Below are 19,176 nucleotides of genomic sequence, written 5' to 3' on the forward strand. Positions count from 1 at the left end.
CTGTGGACAGTTGCACCAATTGACACCAAACACAGCTGCGGGCCGGCGAAGCGCCGGCCCGCAGCTGTGGATAACTCGTACGACGGACTAGCCGAAGCGGCCCGTGATGTAGTCCTCGGTGGCCTTCTCGGCCGGGTTGGAGAAGATCTGCTTGGTCGGAGCCATCTCGATCAGCCGGCCGGGCTTGCCGGTCGCGGCCAGGTTGAAGAAGGCCGTCTGGTCCGAGACCCGCGCCGCCTGCTGCATGTTGTGCGTGACGATGACGACGGTGAACTGGTCCTTCAGCTTCTCGATCAGGTCCTCGATCGCCAGCGTGGAGATCGGGTCCAGGGCCGAGCAGGGCTCGTCCATCAGGATCACCTCGGGCTCGACCGCGATCGCCCGGGCGATGCACAGCCGCTGCTGCTGACCACCGGACAGGCCCGCGCCGGGCTTGTCCAGCCGGTCCTTGACCTCGTTCCACAGGTTCGCGCCGTGCAGGGACCGCTCGACCACCTCGGTCAGCTTCTTGCGGTCCTTGACGCCGTTCAGCTTCAGGCCGGACGCGACGTTGTCGAAGATCGACATCGTCGGGAACGGGTTCGGCCGCTGGAACACCATGCCGACCACCCGGCGGACGGCGACCGGGTCGATGCCGGCGCCGTACAGGTCCTGCTGGTCCAGCATCACCTTGCCCTCGACGCGGGCGCCGGGGATCACCTCGTGCATCCGGTTCAAGGTGCGCAGGAACGTGGACTTGCCGCAACCGGACGGGCCGATGAACGCGGTGACCGAGCGGGGCTCGACCGTCATCGACACGTCCTCGACGGCCTTGAAGTCGCCGTAGTAGACGTTGAGGCCGCTGACCTCGATGCGCTTAGCCATTCGACTCAGAACCTCTCGACTATTTCGACTTGATGGTGCTGAACCGGGCGACCAGCCGGGCCAGCAGGTTGAGGGCAAGAACCAGCAGGATCAGGGTGAGCGCCGCCGCCCAGACCCGGTCCGCGGCGTTCGGCAACGCCAGCTCGGTGCGGTCCTGGTTGATCATCGTCGGCAGCGCGCCCATGAAGCCGTTGAACGGGTTCAGGTTGATGTTCTTCGAGTAGCCGACCAGGATCAGCAGCGGCGCGGTCTCACCCATGACCCGGGCCAGACCGAGCATCACGCCGGTGACGATGCCGCCGAACGCCGTCGGTACGACGACCTTCAGGATCGTCTTCCACTTCGGGACCCCGAGCGCGTACGACGCCTCCCGCAACTCGTCCGGGACGAGTTTCAGCATCTCCTCGGTGGACCGCAGTACGACCGGAAGCATCAGCAGCACCAGCGCCAGCGACACCGCGAAACCGACGCGGTTGAAGCCGAACACGGTGATCCAGACCGCGTAGATGAACAGCGCGGCGACGATCGACGGGACACCGGTGAGGATGTCGATCATGAAGCTGACGACCTTGGCGGCCCGGGTGCCCTTGCCGTACTCGACGAGGTAGACCGCGCCGAGGATGGCGATCGGGACCGCGATCGCCGCGGTGATCAGGGCCATGATCAACGTGCCCATGATCGCGTGGTACGCACCGCCGCCGGCTCGCCGGACGGTGATCCCGCGCTGCGACTGGCTCCACCAGTCCGCGCTCAGCAGCAGGTCGTACCCCTTGCTGATCACGGTGAAAAGGATCCACACCAGGGGAATCAGGGCGACGAGGAAGGCCAGCGCGATCAGCACCGTGGCCAGCGTGTTCTTGAAGGCCCGGGCGCCGGACTTGCCGGTCAGGTCGAGGACCTTCCCGTCGTACGCCGGCCTGTTCTCTGCTACGGCGGTCATGCGGAAGCTCCTTCGGCTGCCTCGGCGCGACGGCGGCGCCGGGGACGCTTGGCGCCAGGGGCGCTGCGGTCGACGATGATCCGGGCCGCGGAGTTGACCAGGAACGTGACGACGAACAGCACCAGGCCGGCCGCGATGTACGCGCCGGTCTTCTCCGGCGAGTCGAACTCGGCGGCGTTGTTGGCGATCTTCGACGCGAACGTCTCGCCGCCTGCGAAGATCGACGAGTTCCACGGGTCGTTGCCGTTCGGCACCGTCAGGATGATCATCACGGCGACGGTCTCACCGAGCGCTCGGCCGAGGCCGAGCATCGAGGCGCTGACCACCCCGGAGCGCCCGTACGGCAGGACCGCCATCCGGATCATCTCCCACTTGGTGGCGCCGAGCGCCAGCGCGCCCTCGCGGTGCGCGATCGGGGTCTGGGCGAAGATCTCCCGGCTGATCGCGGTGACCACCGGCAGGATCATGATCGCCAGCACCACGGACACCGTGAAGACCACACCGACGTTGTCGCCGATCGGCTTCTCGAAGATCGGGATCCAGCCCAGCGCGTCGGACAGGCCGTTGATCACCGGGAGCAGGATCGGCGCGAAGAACAGCGCACCCCACAGGCCGTAGACGATCGACGGTACGGCGGCCAGCAGGTCGACCGCGTGCGCGACCGGTGCGGCCAGCCGCTTCGGGGCGTAGTACGTGACGAACAGCGCGACGCCGATCGCGATCGGGACCGCGATGAGCATCGCGATGATCGAGCTGATCACGGTGGTGTAGAAGAGCGCCGCGATGCCGAACCGCGGATCGTCGCCGCCCGGCTCCCAGATCCGGGAGAACAAGAAGTTGCTCTTGTCATCGATCAGCGCCGGGATCGCCAGCGCCAGCAGGAAGATGCCGACGAACGCGACGATCACGACCACCAGGCCGCCGGAGCCGCGGGCGAGCCCGCCGAACAGCCGGTCGCCGAGATGACCGACCGGGCCGAGGTCGAGCTTGCCGTCCGTGGTGGACTTCGTGCCTGCGGCCTCGACGCCGGACTCGGTCAGCACCTCGGCGGACTGCTGTGCCGCCTCGTGTTCGGCGTGTTCGGAGGCCAGGCCGCCGAACTTCGGGGTCGGACCGGCGTCCTCGTGAACCAGATCCTCGATCTTCGGTTCTGTTTCGTCGGCGGCTGTGCCGTCCGGCCGGTCGGGCGGTGCCGTGCCGTCTGGACTACTCATTTCGATGCTGCTCCAAGCGCCTGGGTCGTGATGTCACGTCTGGGTCTGACGAGGCGAGCCCCGGCGTCCTCCGATGACTCGGATCGACCGGGGCTCGCATCAGTACTGCGTCTCGATCAGCTGATCGCCTGGATGGCGGCGTCGACCTTGGTCTGGATCTCGGCCGGGAGCGGCGCGTAGTTCAGGTCGGTCAGCGACGCCTGGCCGTCCTTGCTGACGAAGTAGCTCAGGAAGCTCTTCACCAGCGCGGTCTTCTCGGCCGGAAGGCCCTTGGTGCAGGCGATTTCGTAGGTGACCAGGATGATCGGGTACGCACCCGGGGCCTTGGTCGCGTAGTCCAGCTTCAGGGCCAGGTCCTTGCCGGACGCGTCGGCCGGCTTGGCCGCGGCCAGCGCCTTGCCGGCGGACTCGGCGGACAGCTCGACCGGGGTGCCTGAACCGGTCTCGATCTGGGCGACGCCGAGCTTGTTGTCGACGGCGTACGACCACTCGACGTACGTGATCGCGTTCTTGGTGCTCTTCACACCCTCGGCGACACCGGCCGACTTCTCCTTGCCGGCGCCGGTGCCGGTCCACTTCTTGGCCGGCTCACCGGTCCAGGCGCCGCCGCCGGCCGCCTTCAGGTACTTGGTGAAGTTCTCGGTGGTGCCGGACTCGTCGGAGCGGAAGAACACCGAGATCGGTGCCGACGGCAACGTGACGCCTGCGTTCAGCTTGGCGATCGCCGGGTCGTTCCAGGTCTTGATGGTGCCCTGGAAGATCTTGGCGGCGGTCGGGCCGTCGAGCGTCAGCTTGGTGACGCCGTCGACGTTGTAGGCGATCGCGACCGGGCCGATGACCATCGGCAGGTTGACGGCCGCGTTGTCCGCGCAGCGCTTGGTGGCCGCGGTCTGCTCGTCGGGCTTGAGCGCCGAGTCGGAGCCGGCGAAGTCGACCTGGCTCGCGTTGAACTGCTTGATACCCGCGCCGGAACCGGTCGGGTTGTAGTTCACCGTGACGTCGGCGCACTTCTCGTTGTACTTGCTGATGACTTCCTCGATGGCGTTCTTCTGTGCCGAGGAACCTTCGGCGTTCAGCGTGCCCTTCGGGCACTCGGCGCCGGCCGACGACGTCGAGGAGTCAGGGCTCGAGGAGCCGGTCGGCTCGGGGTCACTGCCACAGGCGCTCAGGGCGAGGACGCCGAGGGAGGCCACGGCGACGGAGCCGACGCGGAGCAGGCGATTGACGGACACGAGAGTGTTGCCCTTCTGCGGGAATCAGACTTCTGAACTTCCACAGACGGTAGGGAGACCAGGTGACCGACCGGTCCGTCACCGGTGAACGAGCGGTGAACGGTTCCGGTAGCGTGCGCGACGCCTGGCGTGCCGACAGGCGGCCATTAGGTGAACTGAGTTAGGAGCCGTCACTCTCCGTCGATGTAAACGGCTGTTTGCTCACGTTTCGGTAACGCACAGCGCACTATTAATGTGAACGGTAGTACCTCGTCGTGCCATCCGGGGTCGCGGACCTCAGCTGGAGAAGTCCTCCGGGGCGACGCCGTCGAGGAACTGCCGGAAGCGTTCCAGCTCCGCCTGTTCCTCCTCGGGGGTCGCGACGCCGGCTTCCCGGAGTACCTCTTCGGTGCAGCGGATCGGCGTACCGAGACGGACCGCGAGCGCCACCGAGTCGCTCGGACGGGCCGAGACCCGGGCGCCGTTGGCGAGGACGAGTTCGGCGTAGAAGACGGCGTCGCGCAGCTCGACGATCTCGACCGCTTCGATGTGCACGCCGAACGCCTCGATCAGGTCGCGCATCAGGTCATGGGTGAGCGGCCGCGACGGACGCAGGCCCTGTTCCTCGTAGGCGATCGCGGTCGCCTCGACCGAGCCGATCGAGATCGGCAGGTAGCGGTAGCCCTCGGTCTCCCGCAGCATCATCACGGGCGCCCGGTTGGGCGATTCCATCCGGATCCCGATCAGTGTCAGTTCTCGCATCATCGTCATGGTGCGCCCCGAACCTCTCCTCAGACCGGCACCCGGTGGGGCGCCGGTTCCTCGGGTAGGAACATACCCGTCACCTCCAGTGTCACCCGGCCACCCCGTCGGCTGTGCCTGGATCGTCACCGAGCCGTGTCGCGGCGGCTACGAGTTGCTTCAGGGGGCGCCGAATCGTTCGTGCACCAGGCGGCCGTCGGCCAGCCGATGCGCGACCAGAAACGCACCTGTGGAGAACTTGCCGACCTTCAGGCCCAGCTCCCGCGCCAGCGCCGGCAGCACCGGCCGGTGCGAGCAGACGACCGTCACCTTGCCCGGTCTCCACACCCGCTCGGCCAGACCGCGCAGTCCGTCCGGGTCGGCGTCGTACCCGCGTTCGGAGATCTCCGGCCACAAGTGGATGTGCCGGTCGAGAGAGGCGGCGTACGGCGCGACTGTCGCGACACACCGCTCCGCGTCGCTGCTGATGATCCGGTTGGCGCCCAGCGCGGCCAGTACGCCGGTCAGTGCCTGCGCAACCGCCGTACCGTTGCTGGTGAGTGGACGGAGGGTGTCCTTGCCGTCCCAGTCCTTCCGCTTCACTGCCTCCGCATGCCGCACCACGACCACAGTGGCGACGACGGGTACCGCACCGTCCAGGGCGTCCAGGATGTCCACGTCACGCGGGTAGCTGAGCTTGCCGCGGGCCTTGTCGACCGGGAGCCAGCTGACCTGGTCCACCTCGTCGTTCGGCTCGAACTCGCTGCCGTTGACCGGTACGGCGGACCAGTAGTGCACCAGCTTCTCGGTGGTCCCGCCGTTCTTGCGGATCGGGTACCGCTGCACGCCCAGCGGGGGACCGAGGACGACCTGTAGCCCGGTCTCCTCCTCGATCTCCCGCCGCGCACCGAGCAGTACGTGCTCATGCGCGTTGAGCTTGCCCTTCGGGAGGGACCAGTCGTCGTACCGGGGCCGGTGCACCAACAGCACCTGCCGGGTGCCGCGGCGCTCTCGCCACACGACACCACCCGCGGCGATGACGGTCGCCGGGTTGCTCATGGATTCACCCTAAGACGTGACTAACTGATCGGTTCGGACGCCCGCCGTCGGCCGCGGGTTGCAATCAGCCGCTCCTGCATGTCCCGCAGCGGCTCACCGTCCGCTCCGCTGAGCCGGGCCTGCCACGTGTCGTCCGCCTGCAGCCACCAGGAGCCGGTGCCCTCGTCCATCGCCAGGTCGAACATCTCACCGAGCTCGGCGACGTGGTCCTGCTGCTTCAGCTGCACCAGCACCTCCACCCGGCGGTCCAGGTTGCGGTGCATCAGGTCGGCCGAGCCGATCCACACCTCCGGCTCACCGCCGTTCTCGAACAGGAACACCCGGCTGTGCTCGAGGAACCGGCCCAGGATGCTGCGGACCTGGATGTTCTCCGACAGACCGGGGACCCCGGGCCGGATCGTGCAGATGCCGCGGATCCACAGGTCGACGGGTACGCCGGCCTGTGACGCCCGGTAGAGCGCGTCACACAGGGCCTCGTCGACCAGGCTGTTCACCTTGATCCGGATCCGCGCCGGGCGGCCGGCGTGGTGGTGCTGCACCTCACGGTCGATCCGCTCGACGAGCCCCCGCCGTACCGACTGGGGAGCGACCAGGATCCGCCGGTAGCCGGCACTGCGACCGAAGCCGGACAGGTGGTTGAAGAGCAGCGCGACGTCCTCGGTGACCACCTTGTCGCTGGTCAGCAGACCCAGGTCCTCGTAGAGCCGGGCCGTCTTCGGGTGGTAGTTGCCGGTGCCGATGTGCGCGTAGCGGCGCAGGCCGTCCGGCTCGTCACGGACGACCAGCGACAGCTTGCAGTGCGTCTTGAGGCCGATCACGCCGTACACGACGTGGCAGCCGGCATGCTCGAGCTGACGAGCCCACTTGATGTTCGCCTGCTCGTCGAAGCGCGCCTGGATCTCCACCAGGACCAGCACCTGCTTGCCGGACTCCGCGGCGTCGATGAGCGCGTCGACGATCGGGGAGTCACCACTGGTCCGGTACAGCGTCTGCTTGATCGCCAGCACGTGCGGGTCCGCGGCAGCCTGCTCGATGAAACGCTGGACGCTGGTGGAGAACGAGTCGTACGGGTGGTGGACGAGTACGTCGCGCTGCTTGAGCGCGTGGAACATGTCCGCCGGGTTGGAGGTCTCCACCTCGGCCAGATGCGGATGCGTCGACGGAACGAACGCCGGGTACTTCAGCTCGGCCCGGTCCAGGCTGGCGATCGTGAACAGACCACGGAGATCCAGCGGGCCGGGGAGCTCGAACACCTCCGCCTCGGTGACGCCCAGCTCGGACAGCAGCAGCGCCTTCACCTGCGGGTCGATCGACTCCTCCACCTCGAGCCGGACCGGCGGACCGAACCGGCGGCGCAGCAGCTCCTTCTCGAGCGCGGCCAGCAGGTTCTCGGCGTCGTCCTCCTCGACCTCGAGGTCCTCGTTGCGGGTCACCCGGAACGTGTGGTGCTGGGTGACCTCCATCCCCGGGAACAGCTGGCCGAGGTGGGTGGCGATCACGTCCTCGAGCGGCACGAACCGGCCCTCGGCGACCCTCACGAACCGCGGCAGCAGCGGCGGCACCTTCACCCTGGCGAAATGCTCACCGCCGGTGTCCGGGTTGCGGACCACGACCGCGAGATTCAGGCTCAGACCGGAGATGTACGGGAACGGGTGCGACGGGTCGACCGCCAGGGGCGTCAGGACCGGGAACACGCGGTCCCGGAAGAACTTCGTCATCGCTTCGCGCTCGTCGTGCTCCAGCTCGTCCCAGCGCAGGATGTCGATGCCCTGCTCGGTCAGCGCCGGCTGCACCGACTTCCGCCACGTCTCCGCCTGCCGGTCCATCAGCTCCCGGCTCCTCGCCAGGCTGCGGTCGAGAACCTCGCGGGGGAGCAGGCCGCTGGCCGCCTTCACCGCGACCCCGGCCGCGATCCGGCGCTTCAGCCCCGCGACCCGGACCATGTAGAACTCGTCCAGGTTGCTGGCGAAGATCGCGAGGAACTTGGCCCGCTCGAGCAGCGGGATCCGGTCGTTCTCGGCGAGCTCCAGGACCCGCTGGTTGAACGCCAGCCAGCTCAGCTCCCGGTCGGAGAACCGGTCCGCGGGGAGGTCACCGGCCGCACTGATGTCGTACGGCGGTTCGACGTCGTACTCCCTGTTGTGCGATGCCAGCAAGTCTCCAGCCACACCGCTCAGCATCCCATCCTTTGGTGAACATCGGGTAGCGGTCCGCGCGTTGACCGATGTGACGTTTTCGTTGCCTGTCGACACTTTCTCCCGCGCCGCGGTTGCTAGCGTCACCCCTTGTGAACCTACGACTGGACTCGGTACTGCGTGACACGGTGACCGCCGTACAAGCGAACGCCCTCACCCCGCTGTACGCACTGCCCGCGGCCGTCCGCCGCCGGCTGGCCGGCGCCCCGATCCAGATCGACGGCAACACCCTCGACCCCGACATCCAGCTGCTCCTGCGCGTCGAGAACCTGTTGCCGCACACAACCAAAACCGACGCGGCGACGGCCCGTACCCACTTCCGCAACCTCTGCAAACTGATCCCCGGCAACCCCGCCGAACTACTCCGAGTAACCGACCTAACCGTCCGCGGCACCGTCGGCCAACTAGGCGCCCGCCTCTACATCCCCCGCACAGACCCGCCCTCTGGGGCAGCCGCCGCTTCCGCGTCGGCTTCCGGTCGGGGATCGAAGGGCCTTGGCGGGTTGCTGGTGTTCTTCCACGGGGGCGGCTGGGTGGTCGGTGACCTCGGCACCCACGACGCGCTGTGCCGCGCGATCGCCGCCGACTCCGGCGTACGGGTCCTCTCCGTCGACTACCGCCTAGCCCCCGAGGCACCCGCCCCGACCGCCGCCGAGGACGCCATCGCCGCGTTCACCTGGGCCGTCGAGCACGCCGAGGACCTAGGCGCCGATCCCGCCCTGGTAGCCGTCGGCGGCGACAGCGCAGGCGGCAACCTAGCGGCGGTCGTCGCCCAGCAAACAGTCCGCCGAGGCCTCCCGCAACCGGCCCTCCAGGTCCTGCTCTACCCAGCCGTCGACCTTGTGGCCCGCCGCCCCAGCCGAGACCTGTTCTCCGAGGGCTTCATCCTCACCGAGGAGGACATCATCTGGTACCGCGACCTCTACACCCCCGACCCCACGCTCCGCCCCGACCCGATCGTCTCCCCCCTCCGAGCCGAAGACCTCACCGGCCTCCCACCCACCTACCTGACCACCGCCGGCTTCGACCCCCTCCGAGACGAAGGCCTCGAATACGCCCAAGCCCTCACCAAGGCCGGCAACCCCCTAACCCACGCCCACTACAGATCCCTCCCCCACGGCCACGCCAACCTACTAACCGTCCCAGGCGCAACCCGCGAGGCCCACACCCACCTCACCAACCACCTGAGAACCGCCCTGTACTAGGCGCGTGTGGACAACCGCCCCTCGCACCGAGCGACCGAACCTCCTGAGCCGGGTCGGGGAGGATTACCTACCCAAATCGGACAGAAACCCTCCCCAACCACCTGCCTCTCGCGAGAACGAGATCAGCGGTCCGGGTCGACGAGGACGGGGATGGCTTCGCGGATCTGGAGTGGGGTGGCGGGGCCGGTGATGGGGACGGTGCCGTCGATGTACTGCCAGCCGGTGTCGGCGACGTTGAAGCGGGCGGCGTAGTTGGTCGTCAGCGTGAGGCTGACGGCGCCGCGCTTCATGTACTTGTGGGTGATCTCCTTCGACGGGTACGGCTTGCCGGGCGTACTGGTGGTGAGTGCCGGAGTACCGTCGCCGAAGCGCCAGGTGTAGCTGATCGGCGTCGCCTCAACGACCACCGGGAATCCGAGCAATGTGACGGTGGTCGTCGACACCTTGCTGTCGTCGGTGTAGACGATGGTGTCCAGATTCACCAGCGTCCGCCCATCCGGCTGCACCTTGACCGAGAGCCCCGGGAACATGACGTTCTTGGTTTCCGAGCGCACCTGCTCCCACGTGACGTCCTCAGGCCGCGGACGCACCACCTCGGGCGGCGTCGTGCGCGCCGTAATCTTCCGCCCGACCCCACCAGGCTGACACCGATTCGGCCCAGGCACAGTCCCATCCGTCTGCACACGACCACAAATACCGCGGTTCATTCGGATCTCTTGCCGAGGGTCGCTCTGCGGTTTACGGAAGCGCGTTGGTTTCGCAGGTTTGGCGGTCCGCGTCGGCGTCCGTGTGGTGTCTGAGCCATGACGCTCCTGGCGACCGCGTTGGGTAGTCGACCCCTGGACCGTCCCACCCCAGCGCCGGGTCTTTCCCTTTACCTTCGGGACCGGCTTCGACGACGCTTCGGCCAAGGGCGCAGCTGGAGTCGCGTTTGCCTCGTTCGCATCACCGGCGAGCGTCACCGTTACAGAAACGCCAGCCGTCAGGATCAGCGTCGCGAGAGCAGCGCACGCACAGCGGACAAGACCCGGCCTCATTCTTTGATTTCCATCTCGTACATCACCCAGTTCCCGCCGCTCGGCGACAGGGTGAACTCCATCGTCCCCGTGTCGCCTCCCTGGGGAACGGGGGACGCGCTAGGTGAGTCCCTCTCGGTGAATGTCCCCGATTTGAGGGTCGCCGAGCCGCCGAGTCGTCCGGAACTGCCTCGAAAGATCTCTTTCACGTCGATGAGGCGGTCCTTGTAGTCGCCTTCAAGGGTGCCGTTTTTGACGTTGATCTTCCGGACGTAATCTGCGACAGCCTTGCAACCGACGCAACCTTTGTCGCTGGCCGTGAGGAGTGGGCCCGAGTCGCCTGTTCCGTACGAATAGTTGAGCAGGTCTACGTAATATCCGATGAAGGCTTCGCCGGCAGCGAGACTTGCCCCGGCTGCGGCTTTTGGACGCCCGGGCGGGGCCGTGGGCAGAGCTGCAGGAGATGTGCTGACGGGGTTGCTCGGGCCAGAGGTCGCCGACGTCCCGTTCGTGGGGGTCGTTGACGCGCCCGTTGATGCCGGCGGGGCCGTGTTGGGGTGGCCGGCCTCGGGGCTGTTTTGGGCGCAAGAGACCAGTAGTGCGGCGGCGCTTAGGCAGGCCAGGAGTGTGAGCGTTGGCCTGTTGCGGTGTGTCACGTGTGTCAGCCCTCCGTAGTTGACACGATCGTAACGGCGGGGTGGGGCGGGGTTCGATGTCAAAAGATGCAGTTGTGGATAACGGGGTTGGGGCCAGGAGCCGCCCGGCTGGGGGGTTAGAGGCTCGGACGGCTCCTGGTTGATGGTGGGACGGGGCGGGGTGGGGTTTATGACGGGACGTGAGCGGGTGACTTCGTTGTGATGTCGTTCACAGGAGGTTGCCGCCTCGGGTGAGGTGGGAGGTGGGTGGCTGGAGGGTGGCGGGGTTGTGGGGCGCTGGGTGGTGCAGTTCTGGTGGCTGGGGGCGGGTTGTGGTGGGTGGAGACCAGTTATTTCAGGTCTCCACCCACCAGTTCCTGTCTCACGCCACCGGCTTCGCCCGCAACCTCAGCCCGCAACCTCAGCAGGCGGGTGCAGCCCGGGCAGTCAGCAGCGTCAGCCCGTTGGTGGTGGCCGGAGGTTGGGGTGTGGGAGGGGGTGGGTTAGGCGGGGGTGTATTGGACGTGTAGGGCGGCGGTGGTGAAGTTTAGGGAGGTGTAGAGGGTTCGGGCTGGGGTGTTGGTGCCGTCTACGTAGAGGGTTATTTCGTTGAGGTTGCGGGTGGTTTGGAGGTGGTGGAGGCCTTGGAGGGTTAGGGCTTTGCCTAGGCCTTGGCCCTGGTGGGTGGGGGAGACGCCTACTACGTACACCTCGCCTACGCCGTCTTCGACCTTTGTCCAGTGGAAGCCGGCGATCGCGCCGGTGGCGGAGTCGACAGCTAGGAAGAAGCCGTTGGAGTCGAACCACGGTTGCTGGAGGCGTTCGGCCAGGTCGGCGGCGGTCCAGCTGCCCTGTTCGGGGTGGTCGGCGAAGGCGGCTGCGTTGACCTTCAGCCAGGCGGCGTCGTCTTGTCCGGGGACGAACGTGCGTACGGCGATGCCGTCGGGCCAGACCGGCTCGGGCAACGCGGCCCTGGTACGGCGGAGGAAGTAGAGCTCCCGGGTGACCTCGAGGTGGAGGCGGTGGGCCAGTTCGTCGGAGCCGGGCAGGCGGCCGTGGGCCCAGACGCTGGTACGGCGGCCGCCGTGGTCGAGCAGGATGCGGAGGAGCGCCGTACCGAATCCTTGCCGGCGAAACGGCGGGGCGACGAAGAGTTCGGCGGAGCCGTCGGGGGACAGGGCGCCGTACCCGACCAGGTTGCGGGCGCTCTGCAGGCCGCTGACCTCGATGGTGCCCGGATCGCCTTCGTAGGCGAGGACGTGGACGTCGCCGGGGTGCTCGCCGTCGAGGTGCAGGAGGGTGCGTTCGGAGAGCGGGTTGACGCCGTCGCTGTGTGCTGCGGCGCGGGCGAGTTCCGTGACGGCGGCGGCAGTGGCCGAGGGCAACGGTGAGGGAACGGCTTCGAGGGTCACCTGAATACCGTAAAAGGGTCCGGTTGAGTTCACGCTCAGGTCCTGGCGAGGGCGCGTCGTCACGGGTAGCTTTCGCGGAACCGCGGAGGATTTCGCGGCGCCGCAACAGCGGTGACCGAGACGACGGAGAAGAGATGGCCATCACAGGACGAGGCAGGGCACGGTTGGGGGGACGGCGGGCGGTCGGGCTGCTCGTCACCGGGACGGCCGTGGCGCTCGCGTTGGCCGCGGGGGGATCCGTGAGCCAGGCAGGGGCCGCGACCCAGGCCACGACGCAGGACGCCGCCACGCAGAATGCGGCGACACAGGCGACGAAGCCGAAGCCGACGCACAGCCAGATCCAGCTGCTCGCGATCAACGACTTCCACGGCAACCTGGAGCCCGCGACTGGTTCCAGCGGCAACATCAACGGCACCCCGGCGGGCGGCGCGGCATACCTCGCCACGCATCTGAAGGAGATGCGGGCCGCCGCGAAGGCGAAGGGCCAGGACTCGGTGACGGTCGCCGCCGGTGACCTGATCGGCGCCTCGCCGCTGCTGTCGGCCGCGTTCCACGACGAGCCGACGGTCGAAGCGCTGAACGGGATGGGACTCGAGGCTGCGTCGGTGGGCAACCACGAGTTCGACGAGGGTTGGCACGAGCTGCTCCGGATGCAGACCGGCGGCTGCCTGCCGGACGGCGACGGGACGAACAACCAGAACTCCTGCCCGGACGCGGCGCACCCGTTCGAGGGCGCGAGGTTCAAGTACCTCTCCGCGAACGTGTACTTCGAGAACACCCGGAAGACCCTGTTCGCGCCCTACACGATCAAGACCTTCAAGGACGGCAAGAAGGTCGGCTTCATCGGTATGACGCTGGAGAACACGCCGAACATCGTGACCAAGTCCGGCGTCGAGGGGCTGACCTTCAAGGACGAGGTCGACACCGCGAACGCGCTGGTCCCGGTGCTGAAGAAGAAGGGCGTGGAGTCGATCGTCGTGCTGCTGCACGAGGGCGGTTTCCCGGCCGACCCGAAGGCGTACAACAGCTGCCCGGGCATCTCCGGCCCGATCGTCGACATCAACGCCGGCCTGGACCCGGAGATCGACGCGATCATCTCCGGCCACACCCACCAGGGGTACAACTGCTCCCTGCTGGACAGCGCCAAGCAGCCGCGGCTCGTCACGAGCGCGTCGTCGTTCGGCCGGCTCGTGACCGAGGTCCGGTTGAGCATCGACAACACGACCGGTGACGTCGACCGGGTGAACACGCTGGCGAACAACCAGATCATCACCCAGGACGTCGTGCAGGACCCGAAGACCGCGGCCCTGATCGCGAAGTACAAGGCGCTCGTCGCCCCGATCGAGAACAAGGTGATCGGACACATCACCACGCCGTCGGTGGTGCGGACACCTGACGATTCGCTCGAGTCGCCACTGGGCAACCTGATCGCGGACGCGCAGTTGGCCGACCCGAGCGTCGTGACCGGTGGGAAGACGCCGGTCGTGGCCTTCATGAACCCGGGCGGTATCCGGGCGGACCTGGCGTCCAACGCCGGTGAGGTCACCTTCGGCAAGGCGTTCACCGTGCAGCCGTTCAACAACTTCCTGGTCTCGATGGACATGACCGGGACGCAGATCAAGGGTCTGCTGGAGCAGCAGTTCTCCGGGGTGAACGGTCCGGACGCGCCGAAGTTCAAGGTGCTCCAGGTCGCGGGCATCACCTACACCTGGAACCCGGCCGCCGCGGCGGGCTCGAAGGTGGTGGCGGGCTCGATCAAGATCGGCGGCCAGCCGCTGGTCGACGGTACGACGTACCGCATCGTCACGAACAACTTCCTGTCGGACGGCGGTGACGGCTTCCCGGCCTTCACCACCGCGACGAACAAGTTCTTCGGTGGGCTGGACATCGATGCGTTCGCGAACTACCTGACCGCGCACGACCCGTACACGCCGGTCGCGACCGACCGCATCTCCATCGGTTCCTGACCGCAACGGCGGACTGAACGAGAGCCGGTACGTCGCCTCACAGGCGGCGTACCGGCTTTTTCTTCTCGTCAGTGATCCTGGTACCTTGCGTACTCAGGCACTTACGGAAGGTGAGCGATGTCGCACGTTGCTCCGACCTCGCACCGGCGGGCCGCCAGAGCCTCGCATCGAGGGCATCGCGGCGCGGAGGGGCCGGTACAGGTCACCAGCTGGCTCGGGTTGACGTTGGCGTACGTCGTGGGGCTGGTACTCACGGCGCAGTCACACGTCGGGGTTCACGCGGCCGGGGTCACCCTGCTGGTGATGCTGGTGCCCGTCACCGTCGGGGTGTTCGTGGCCGCGTTCCGGCAGGGCGTCGGTTCCTGGAAGGCGGCCTTCGTCACGGCGGCCGCGCTGGCCTTCACCCTGCTGAAGTTCTTCTTCTAAGAATTCAGGACTTCACTTCGGCAGGTTCGCGCGCGGCGGGCGCCGGCGGGACCACGAAGCGGTAGCCGACGTTCCGGACGGTGCCGATCAGGGCCTCGTGCTCGGGGCCGAGCTTCGCGCGCAGGCGCCGTACGTGCACGTCGACCGTCCGCGTGCCGCCGAAGTAGTCGTAGCCCCAGACCTCCTGGAGCAGCTGCTCCCGCGTGAACACCCGGCCCGGGTGCTGCGCGAGGAACTTGAAGAGCTCGAACTCCTTGTACGTCAGGTCGAGCGCCCGTCCGTTGAGTTTCGCGGTGTACGACGCCTCGTCGATCACGACGTCGCCGCTGCGGATCAGCGTGGACTCGGGCTCGTCGTTGCGGGTCGCGGCGAGGCGGCCGATGACGAGTCGCAGCCGGGCCTCGATCTCGGCCGGGCCGGCGGTGTCGAGCAGTACGTCGTCCGCGCCCCAGTCGGCGTTGACCGCGGTCAGGCCGCCCTCGGTGACGACCAGGATCAGCGGTACGTCGACGCCGGTGGTGCGGATCAGCCGGCAGGTGCTCCGGACGGCGACCAGGTCACGGCGCGCGTCGAGCAACACGGCGTCGGCGTCTGGCGCATCGACCAGCGCGGCGACCTCGGCCGGCAGGATGCGGATCTGGTGGGGGAGCAGGGCGAGCGACGGCAGGACCTCGGTGGAGGCCTGCAGGGCGTTCGTCAGCAGAAGCAACGTACTCACGCCGTCTCCTTGTGCTGATCATCGGATCCGATGGCCGCGATCCGGTCCTCGTGCACGTCAGGCCCCGACGGCGTCGTTGCCGGGGGCCTGGGACACACTGGGTCTAACAGCAAGCTGACATAATAGCCGAGACTTAACCGATTAGTGAGGCGCGGACCAGATGCCGGAAGTGACCATCAGGTACTTCGCTGCCGCCCGCTCGGCCGCCGGGGAGTCGTCGGCGACCGCCGAGGCGGGCTCGATCCGCGACCTGGTCACGACCGTTTCGACCGATCGGCCGGAGCTGGCGCGCGTGCTGTCGATCTGCACGTTCCTCCTGGACGGCGAGCGCGCCGAGCCGGGCACACCGCTCACGCAAGGCGCTCTGGTCGACGCCCTGCCGCCCTTCGCCGGCGGCTGACCAGGACCAAGCCCGAGGACTCCTCGCCAGGTACATTCGTCGCCGTGGCGATGGAGTCGGGGACGCTGCTCACTACGGTGGGTCGCGCGGGGGTCCTGTTCGGGAAGGCGTGGCCGCGCCTTCTGGCGGTGTTTCTGGTGGCCCAGTTGGTGCACCGCGGCCTGCAATGGGTAGCGGTCCAGGCTGGCGCCAGAGCCGAGGCGGCCGGCATCGCCGTACTGGCGTTGCTCGTAGTCGTCTCGTTGGCGATGTACGTAACCATGTTCCTGGTCCTCCGCGGCGAGCTGCCGTTCCACCGCCGGGCCGTTGCCGAGGGCACGCTTGCCCCGGACGGTGTGGAGCCCGGCCATGAACACCGGGCGCTCGACGCGCTCGCTGCGGCGCTCCTCCCGTTCCTGGCCTTCTACGCCGCATACAAGTTCCTGCAGACCGAGGCGCTCGACTACGAGTACCAACTGGCCGTCCACAAGGTCAACGAGACGGCCGCGACGATCCTGACCGGAGGCACCGTCGCACCGCAGTCCACGGGATTGCAGTCGCTGTCCACCTGGTTGTTCATCGGGCTCGGCGCCACGGCGTACCTGCTCCGGTTTGTGTTCAAGAAGTGGAAGAAGGAACGAGAAGGCGCGGTCCGCAAGCTGTTCGTCACCTACCTGGAGGCGCTGTGGATCTTCGTGGTCATCTATCAGGCGTCCTCGTACATCCCGTCGCCGAAGACGTGGCTGCAGGAGCGCCAGGTCTGGCAGTGGCTGCACGACGGGTACACCTGGGTGCTCGACCACGTGCTGGGCGTCGACCAGGTCCGTGAGGTGTGGGACGCGGTCACCGGGTTCATCACCGCCGGGATCGCGGACCTCTGGGACGCCGCCGTACTCCCGCTGATGTGGATCACGATGACCGCGATCATCTACGGCCGCGTGGTGCAGAAGCTCGACAAGCCGCGTTGGCGGTTCGACCGCATCACGAACCGCTGGCAGCAGACCCCGCGGATCGTCCGCGTCGCCGGGAACTCGGTCATGGCCGACTGGAAGGACCGCTGGACCCCTGTCCTGGAGGCGTTCCGGCTGGTGGTCCGCTCCGGCCTGCGGCCGATGCTCGGGTACTTCCTGGCCTGGGCGGTCGTCACGTTCGCCGCGAGCGGCGTGTGGATCGCCCTGAAGGTGTGGGTCCTCGGACCGCACACGCTGCAGTTCTGGCAGGTCATCGACGAGCCGCTGAACCTGGTCACCGACGGCCTGAAGATCATGCTGCAGGTCAGCCTGCTCGCCGCCGCGTACGACCGGATGATCGGCGGCCTGGCCGGCTACCTGACCCCGCGGACCCGCGCGGTCCACGAGCAGCCGGCCGGCGACCACGGTGTCACCGACCTCAGCGCCGCTACCTCGGGAATGCCAGGTACTGAGGGAGCTTCGTTGCCCACGTGATCGTCGGCTGCACGCTGCCGGCGACGGAGGACGGTACGACGAACACGGCGACCGTCTCGAACGGCTTCCCGGCGACCGGCTTCAGGTAGTACGGCGCCGCGGCCCCACGCCAGCTCGACGGTTTGTCGTCGGAGCCGCCGCTGCACCCGGTCGGACGGTCCTGGTAGTCGTCCGCGATCGCGTCCTCGTCCCAGATCCGGCCGTCCGGCGCCCGGAGATGGACCTGGCAGCCGCCGAGCCCTTCGAGCGCGGACAGGTTGTCCACCTGCAGCCGGAAGTACACCCGGATCCGGGTGGTTCCGTCGGGCAGATTGTCCTGATCGGCGCCAGCGCGCGACGGGTCCGGGTTCTCCTCGACGTTGGCGGCGTACCAAGTGGCTCCGTTGTACGTCGTACCGCTCGCCGACACCGTGACGGGATCGCGGGGCTCGTTGTCGTACCAGGACTTGTAGTCGCTGCGGGTGGTCCACCACCCGGCGAGCGGGATCGCCAGCACCAGCGTCGCGAGCGCGACCGTGTTCTTCCGGAACCAGCCGCGGCGGGCACGGCGCGCGCCGCTCACGTGTCGCTCGCAGTGGTCAGCGTCACGACGTCTTCCAGCTTCGGAGTGTCTGTCCCGAGTGGCACGGTGACCTGCGGCTCGAGGTCGTTCAGGATCGACTTCTCCATCACCAGCAAGGTTGCCCCGGGCACCTTGTCGGCCGGCATCTCGACCACGAACGAGCCGCGGACCGGGATGTCCGGCGCGAACTCGGTCCCGGTCAGGTCGACCTGGTCGAGACCGCTGCGGTTCGCGCCGAGGTACGTGATGCCGTCGGCGGACCGGATCTTGACGCCGAGGATGTGCATCGGCTCCCGTTTGGCGGTGACGCTGGCGTCGACGACCACGAAGGCGGTCAGCGAGTCGCGGTCCGGCGTGGATCGCGGGATCCGGAGCTTCTTGCCGACCCGTACGTCGTCGACGGTCAGATCGAACCGCGGCGTCTGCACCGCGCGCCCGACGATGCCCTTCACCGAGGTCGGCTGCTGGATGTCCTGCTGCGTCGGCGTGAACCGGTACAGGGCGACGATCGCGACCAGTACGGCGAGCGTGAGGCCGGCGTTCAGCAGCTTCTTCCGGGTCATTTGGCCTTCACCGCGACCGTGCTCTCCGCGGCGATCTTGTCCGGCAGCCACTTCTCGTGGTGGTCGAGGATCGACTCGTCCTCGTGCTCGTAGCCCTGCACGGTCAGCTTGACCTCGGTCGGGAACTGGCTCGCCTTCGGCAGTTTCCAGACGTAAGCGACGTCCTCGGCGGCGTCCGGGGTGAGCACCGGGGTCATCGTGGCGTCGCGGAGGTTCGTGGTGCCGAGCGGCGGGTCGGTGTCCTTCACGCCGGGCACGCCGATCAAGCGGATCAGGTCCGACGGCGGTGTCGTGCCGGTGTCGTCGGTGACCTTGAGCTTGGTCACGACCGCGATCAGCACCCCGCCGTCGTCCGGCGTGAACAGCGGCTTCAGGTCCTTGACGGTGACGACCCGCTGGACGGTGACCTCGAACTGGCCGGCGTCGATCGCGGTCCCGGCGTCCACCTGTGGAGTCTCGTCGCCGGCCTTCTTCAGCCCGCCGAACGCCGCGGAGACCACCAGCAGTACGGCGCCGGCGCTGATCGCCCACGTCCTGACCGAGCGGCCCCGCACCTTGAGATCCTGCAACTCCGGAAGGTCCTCCGACCCCCCGCTCCCCGTTTCCTGCACGCGCGCAAGCGTA

Annotated in this window: 19 protein-coding genes; 5 read left to right on the forward strand and 14 right to left on the reverse strand. The window is 67.8% G+C overall.

Annotation, left to right across the window (positions count from 1 at the left end):
* Positions 1-87: 87 nt before the first annotated feature.
* From pstB to ACLJOO_RS23285, 7 genes are all read right to left on the reverse strand, one after another.
* The gene (pstB, locus tag ACLJOO_RS23255) at positions 88-864 is read right to left on the reverse strand and encodes a phosphate ABC transporter ATP-binding protein PstB (protein ID WP_410789392.1); all 777 of its coding nucleotides are present in this window, start codon (positions 862-864) and stop codon (positions 88-90) included.
* A 19-nt stretch (positions 865-883) separates the two neighbouring features.
* A complete protein-coding gene (gene pstA / locus ACLJOO_RS23260) occupies positions 884-1,804 on the reverse strand; it encodes a phosphate ABC transporter permease PstA (RefSeq protein ID WP_410789393.1) in 921 nt (306 codons plus the stop codon).
* Entirely contained in the window at positions 1,801-3,018 is a 1,218-nt protein-coding gene (gene pstC, locus ACLJOO_RS23265) for a phosphate ABC transporter permease subunit PstC (RefSeq protein WP_410789394.1), read from the reverse strand. The genes pstA and pstC overlap by 4 nt, the downstream gene beginning before the upstream one ends.
* Positions 3,019-3,134: 116 nt before the next feature.
* Positions 3,135-4,250 carry a phosphate ABC transporter substrate-binding protein PstS gene (gene pstS, locus ACLJOO_RS23270; protein ID WP_410789396.1) on the reverse strand — a complete coding sequence of 372 codons (1,116 nt, stop codon included), beginning with the start codon at positions 4,248-4,250 and terminating at the stop codon, positions 3,135-3,137.
* A 276-nt stretch (positions 4,251-4,526) separates the two neighbouring features.
* The gene (locus ACLJOO_RS23275) at positions 4,527-4,991 is read right to left on the reverse strand and encodes a bifunctional nuclease family protein (protein WP_165546713.1); all 465 of its coding nucleotides are present in this window, start codon (positions 4,989-4,991) and stop codon (positions 4,527-4,529) included.
* A 159-nt stretch (positions 4,992-5,150) separates the two neighbouring features.
* Positions 5,151-6,029, reverse strand: a complete 879-nt coding sequence (locus ACLJOO_RS23280) for an NUDIX hydrolase (protein ID WP_410789397.1) — start codon at positions 6,027-6,029, stop codon at positions 5,151-5,153.
* A gap of 20 nt (positions 6,030-6,049) precedes the next feature.
* On the reverse strand, positions 6,050-8,209 hold the full coding sequence (locus ACLJOO_RS23285; protein ID WP_410789398.1) for an RNA degradosome polyphosphate kinase: 2,160 nt from the start codon (positions 8,207-8,209) through the stop codon (positions 6,050-6,052).
* Between the two features lie 107 nt (positions 8,210-8,316).
* Here ACLJOO_RS23285 and ACLJOO_RS23290 point away from each other — a divergent pair, with 107 nt between their 5' ends.
* Complete coding sequence (locus ACLJOO_RS23290; RefSeq protein WP_410789399.1) at positions 8,317-9,429, forward strand: alpha/beta hydrolase; 1,113 nt, start codon at positions 8,317-8,319, stop codon at positions 9,427-9,429.
* 122 nt (positions 9,430-9,551) lie between these two features.
* Here ACLJOO_RS23290 and ACLJOO_RS23295 read toward each other — a convergent pair whose 3' ends face one another.
* From ACLJOO_RS23295 to mshD, 3 genes are all read right to left on the reverse strand, one after another.
* Positions 9,552-10,094 carry a PKD domain-containing protein gene (locus tag ACLJOO_RS23295; RefSeq protein ID WP_410789400.1) on the reverse strand — a complete coding sequence of 181 codons (543 nt, stop codon included), beginning with the start codon at positions 10,092-10,094 and terminating at the stop codon, positions 9,552-9,554.
* A 368-nt stretch (positions 10,095-10,462) separates the two neighbouring features.
* Positions 10,463-11,101: a DUF6318 family protein gene (locus tag ACLJOO_RS23300; protein WP_410789401.1), complete on the reverse strand. Its 639-nt coding sequence runs from the start codon at positions 11,099-11,101 to the stop codon at positions 10,463-10,465.
* A gap of 482 nt (positions 11,102-11,583) precedes the next feature.
* Entirely contained in the window at positions 11,584-12,492 is a 909-nt protein-coding gene (gene mshD, locus ACLJOO_RS23305; RefSeq protein ID WP_410789402.1) for a mycothiol synthase, read from the reverse strand.
* Positions 12,493-12,626: 134 nt separating this feature from the next.
* Here mshD and ACLJOO_RS23310 point away from each other — a divergent pair, with 134 nt between their 5' ends.
* Together ACLJOO_RS23310 and ACLJOO_RS23315 are read left to right on the forward strand one after the other, a co-directional pair.
* Complete coding sequence (locus tag ACLJOO_RS23310) at positions 12,627-14,459, forward strand: bifunctional metallophosphatase/5'-nucleotidase (RefSeq protein WP_410789403.1); 1,833 nt, start codon at positions 12,627-12,629, stop codon at positions 14,457-14,459.
* 117 nt (positions 14,460-14,576) lie between these two features.
* On the forward strand, positions 14,577-14,885 hold the full coding sequence (locus ACLJOO_RS23315) for a hypothetical protein (RefSeq protein ID WP_410789404.1): 309 nt from the start codon (positions 14,577-14,579) through the stop codon (positions 14,883-14,885).
* Between the two features lie 4 nt (positions 14,886-14,889).
* On the opposite strand, the gene ACLJOO_RS23320 is transcribed toward ACLJOO_RS23315, so the two are convergent.
* On the reverse strand, positions 14,890-15,603 hold the full coding sequence (locus ACLJOO_RS23320; protein ID WP_410789405.1) for a winged helix-turn-helix domain-containing protein: 714 nt from the start codon (positions 15,601-15,603) through the stop codon (positions 14,890-14,892).
* Between the two features lie 160 nt (positions 15,604-15,763).
* Here ACLJOO_RS23320 and ACLJOO_RS23325 point away from each other — a divergent pair, with 160 nt between their 5' ends.
* The gene (locus ACLJOO_RS23325) at positions 15,764-16,003 is read left to right on the forward strand and encodes a MoaD/ThiS family protein (RefSeq protein WP_131345109.1); all 240 of its coding nucleotides are present in this window, start codon (positions 15,764-15,766) and stop codon (positions 16,001-16,003) included.
* Between the two features lie 50 nt (positions 16,004-16,053).
* A complete protein-coding gene (locus tag ACLJOO_RS23330) occupies positions 16,054-17,427 on the forward strand; it encodes a hypothetical protein (protein ID WP_410789954.1) in 1,374 nt (457 codons plus the stop codon).
* Here ACLJOO_RS23330 and ACLJOO_RS23335 read toward each other — a convergent pair.
* From ACLJOO_RS23335 to ACLJOO_RS23345, 3 genes are read right to left on the reverse strand one after another with little or no spacing between them, the layout of a single operon-like run.
* Positions 17,381-17,989, reverse strand: a complete 609-nt coding sequence (locus ACLJOO_RS23335) for a hypothetical protein (protein ID WP_410789406.1) — start codon at positions 17,987-17,989, stop codon at positions 17,381-17,383. The two genes, ACLJOO_RS23330 and ACLJOO_RS23335, sit on opposite strands and share 47 nt — an antisense overlap.
* Positions 17,986-18,552 (reverse strand): hypothetical protein, encoded by a 567-nt coding sequence (locus tag ACLJOO_RS23340; RefSeq protein ID WP_410789407.1) that lies wholly within the window; start codon positions 18,550-18,552, stop codon positions 17,986-17,988. The genes ACLJOO_RS23335 and ACLJOO_RS23340 overlap by 4 nt, the downstream gene beginning before the upstream one ends.
* The gene (locus tag ACLJOO_RS23345) at positions 18,549-19,163 is read right to left on the reverse strand and encodes a hypothetical protein (protein WP_410789408.1); all 615 of its coding nucleotides are present in this window, start codon (positions 19,161-19,163) and stop codon (positions 18,549-18,551) included. The genes ACLJOO_RS23340 and ACLJOO_RS23345 overlap by 4 nt, the downstream gene beginning before the upstream one ends.
* Positions 19,164-19,176: the final 13 nt, after the last annotated feature.

This window comes from Kribbella sp. C-35 (genome assembly GCF_046549195.1).
Classification (GTDB): Bacteria; Actinomycetota; Actinomycetes; order Propionibacteriales; family Kribbellaceae; genus Kribbella.

What these genes read in the sequence shown, in the direction of transcription:
- ACLJOO_RS23330 (WP_410789954.1), top strand. Translation starts at nt 16,054, where the DNA reads ATGGAGTCGGGGACGCTGCTCACTACGGTGGGTCGCGCGGGGGTCCTG.
- ACLJOO_RS23275 (WP_165546713.1), bottom strand. Translation starts at nt 4,991, where the DNA reads ATGCGAGAACTGACACTGATCGGGATCCGGATGGAATCGCCCAACCGG.
- ACLJOO_RS23310 (WP_410789403.1), top strand. Translation starts at nt 12,627, where the DNA reads ATGGCCATCACAGGACGAGGCAGGGCACGGTTGGGGGGACGGCGGGCG.
- ACLJOO_RS23340 (WP_410789407.1), bottom strand. Translation starts at nt 18,552, where the DNA reads ATGACCCGGAAGAAGCTGCTGAACGCCGGCCTCACGCTCGCCGTACTG.
- ACLJOO_RS23315 (WP_410789404.1), top strand. Translation starts at nt 14,577, where the DNA reads ATGTCGCACGTTGCTCCGACCTCGCACCGGCGGGCCGCCAGAGCCTCG.
- ACLJOO_RS23280 (WP_410789397.1), bottom strand. Translation starts at nt 6,029, where the DNA reads ATGAGCAACCCGGCGACCGTCATCGCCGCGGGTGGTGTCGTGTGGCGA.
- ACLJOO_RS23325 (WP_131345109.1), top strand. Translation starts at nt 15,764, where the DNA reads ATGCCGGAAGTGACCATCAGGTACTTCGCTGCCGCCCGCTCGGCCGCC.
- pstA (WP_410789393.1), bottom strand. Translation starts at nt 1,804, where the DNA reads ATGACCGCCGTAGCAGAGAACAGGCCGGCGTACGACGGGAAGGTCCTC.
- ACLJOO_RS23285 (WP_410789398.1), bottom strand. Translation starts at nt 8,209, where the DNA reads ATGCTGAGCGGTGTGGCTGGAGACTTGCTGGCATCGCACAACAGGGAG.
- pstC (WP_410789394.1), bottom strand. Translation starts at nt 3,018, where the DNA reads ATGAGTAGTCCAGACGGCACGGCACCGCCCGACCGGCCGGACGGCACA.
- pstB (WP_410789392.1), bottom strand. Translation starts at nt 864, where the DNA reads ATGGCTAAGCGCATCGAGGTCAGCGGCCTCAACGTCTACTACGGCGAC.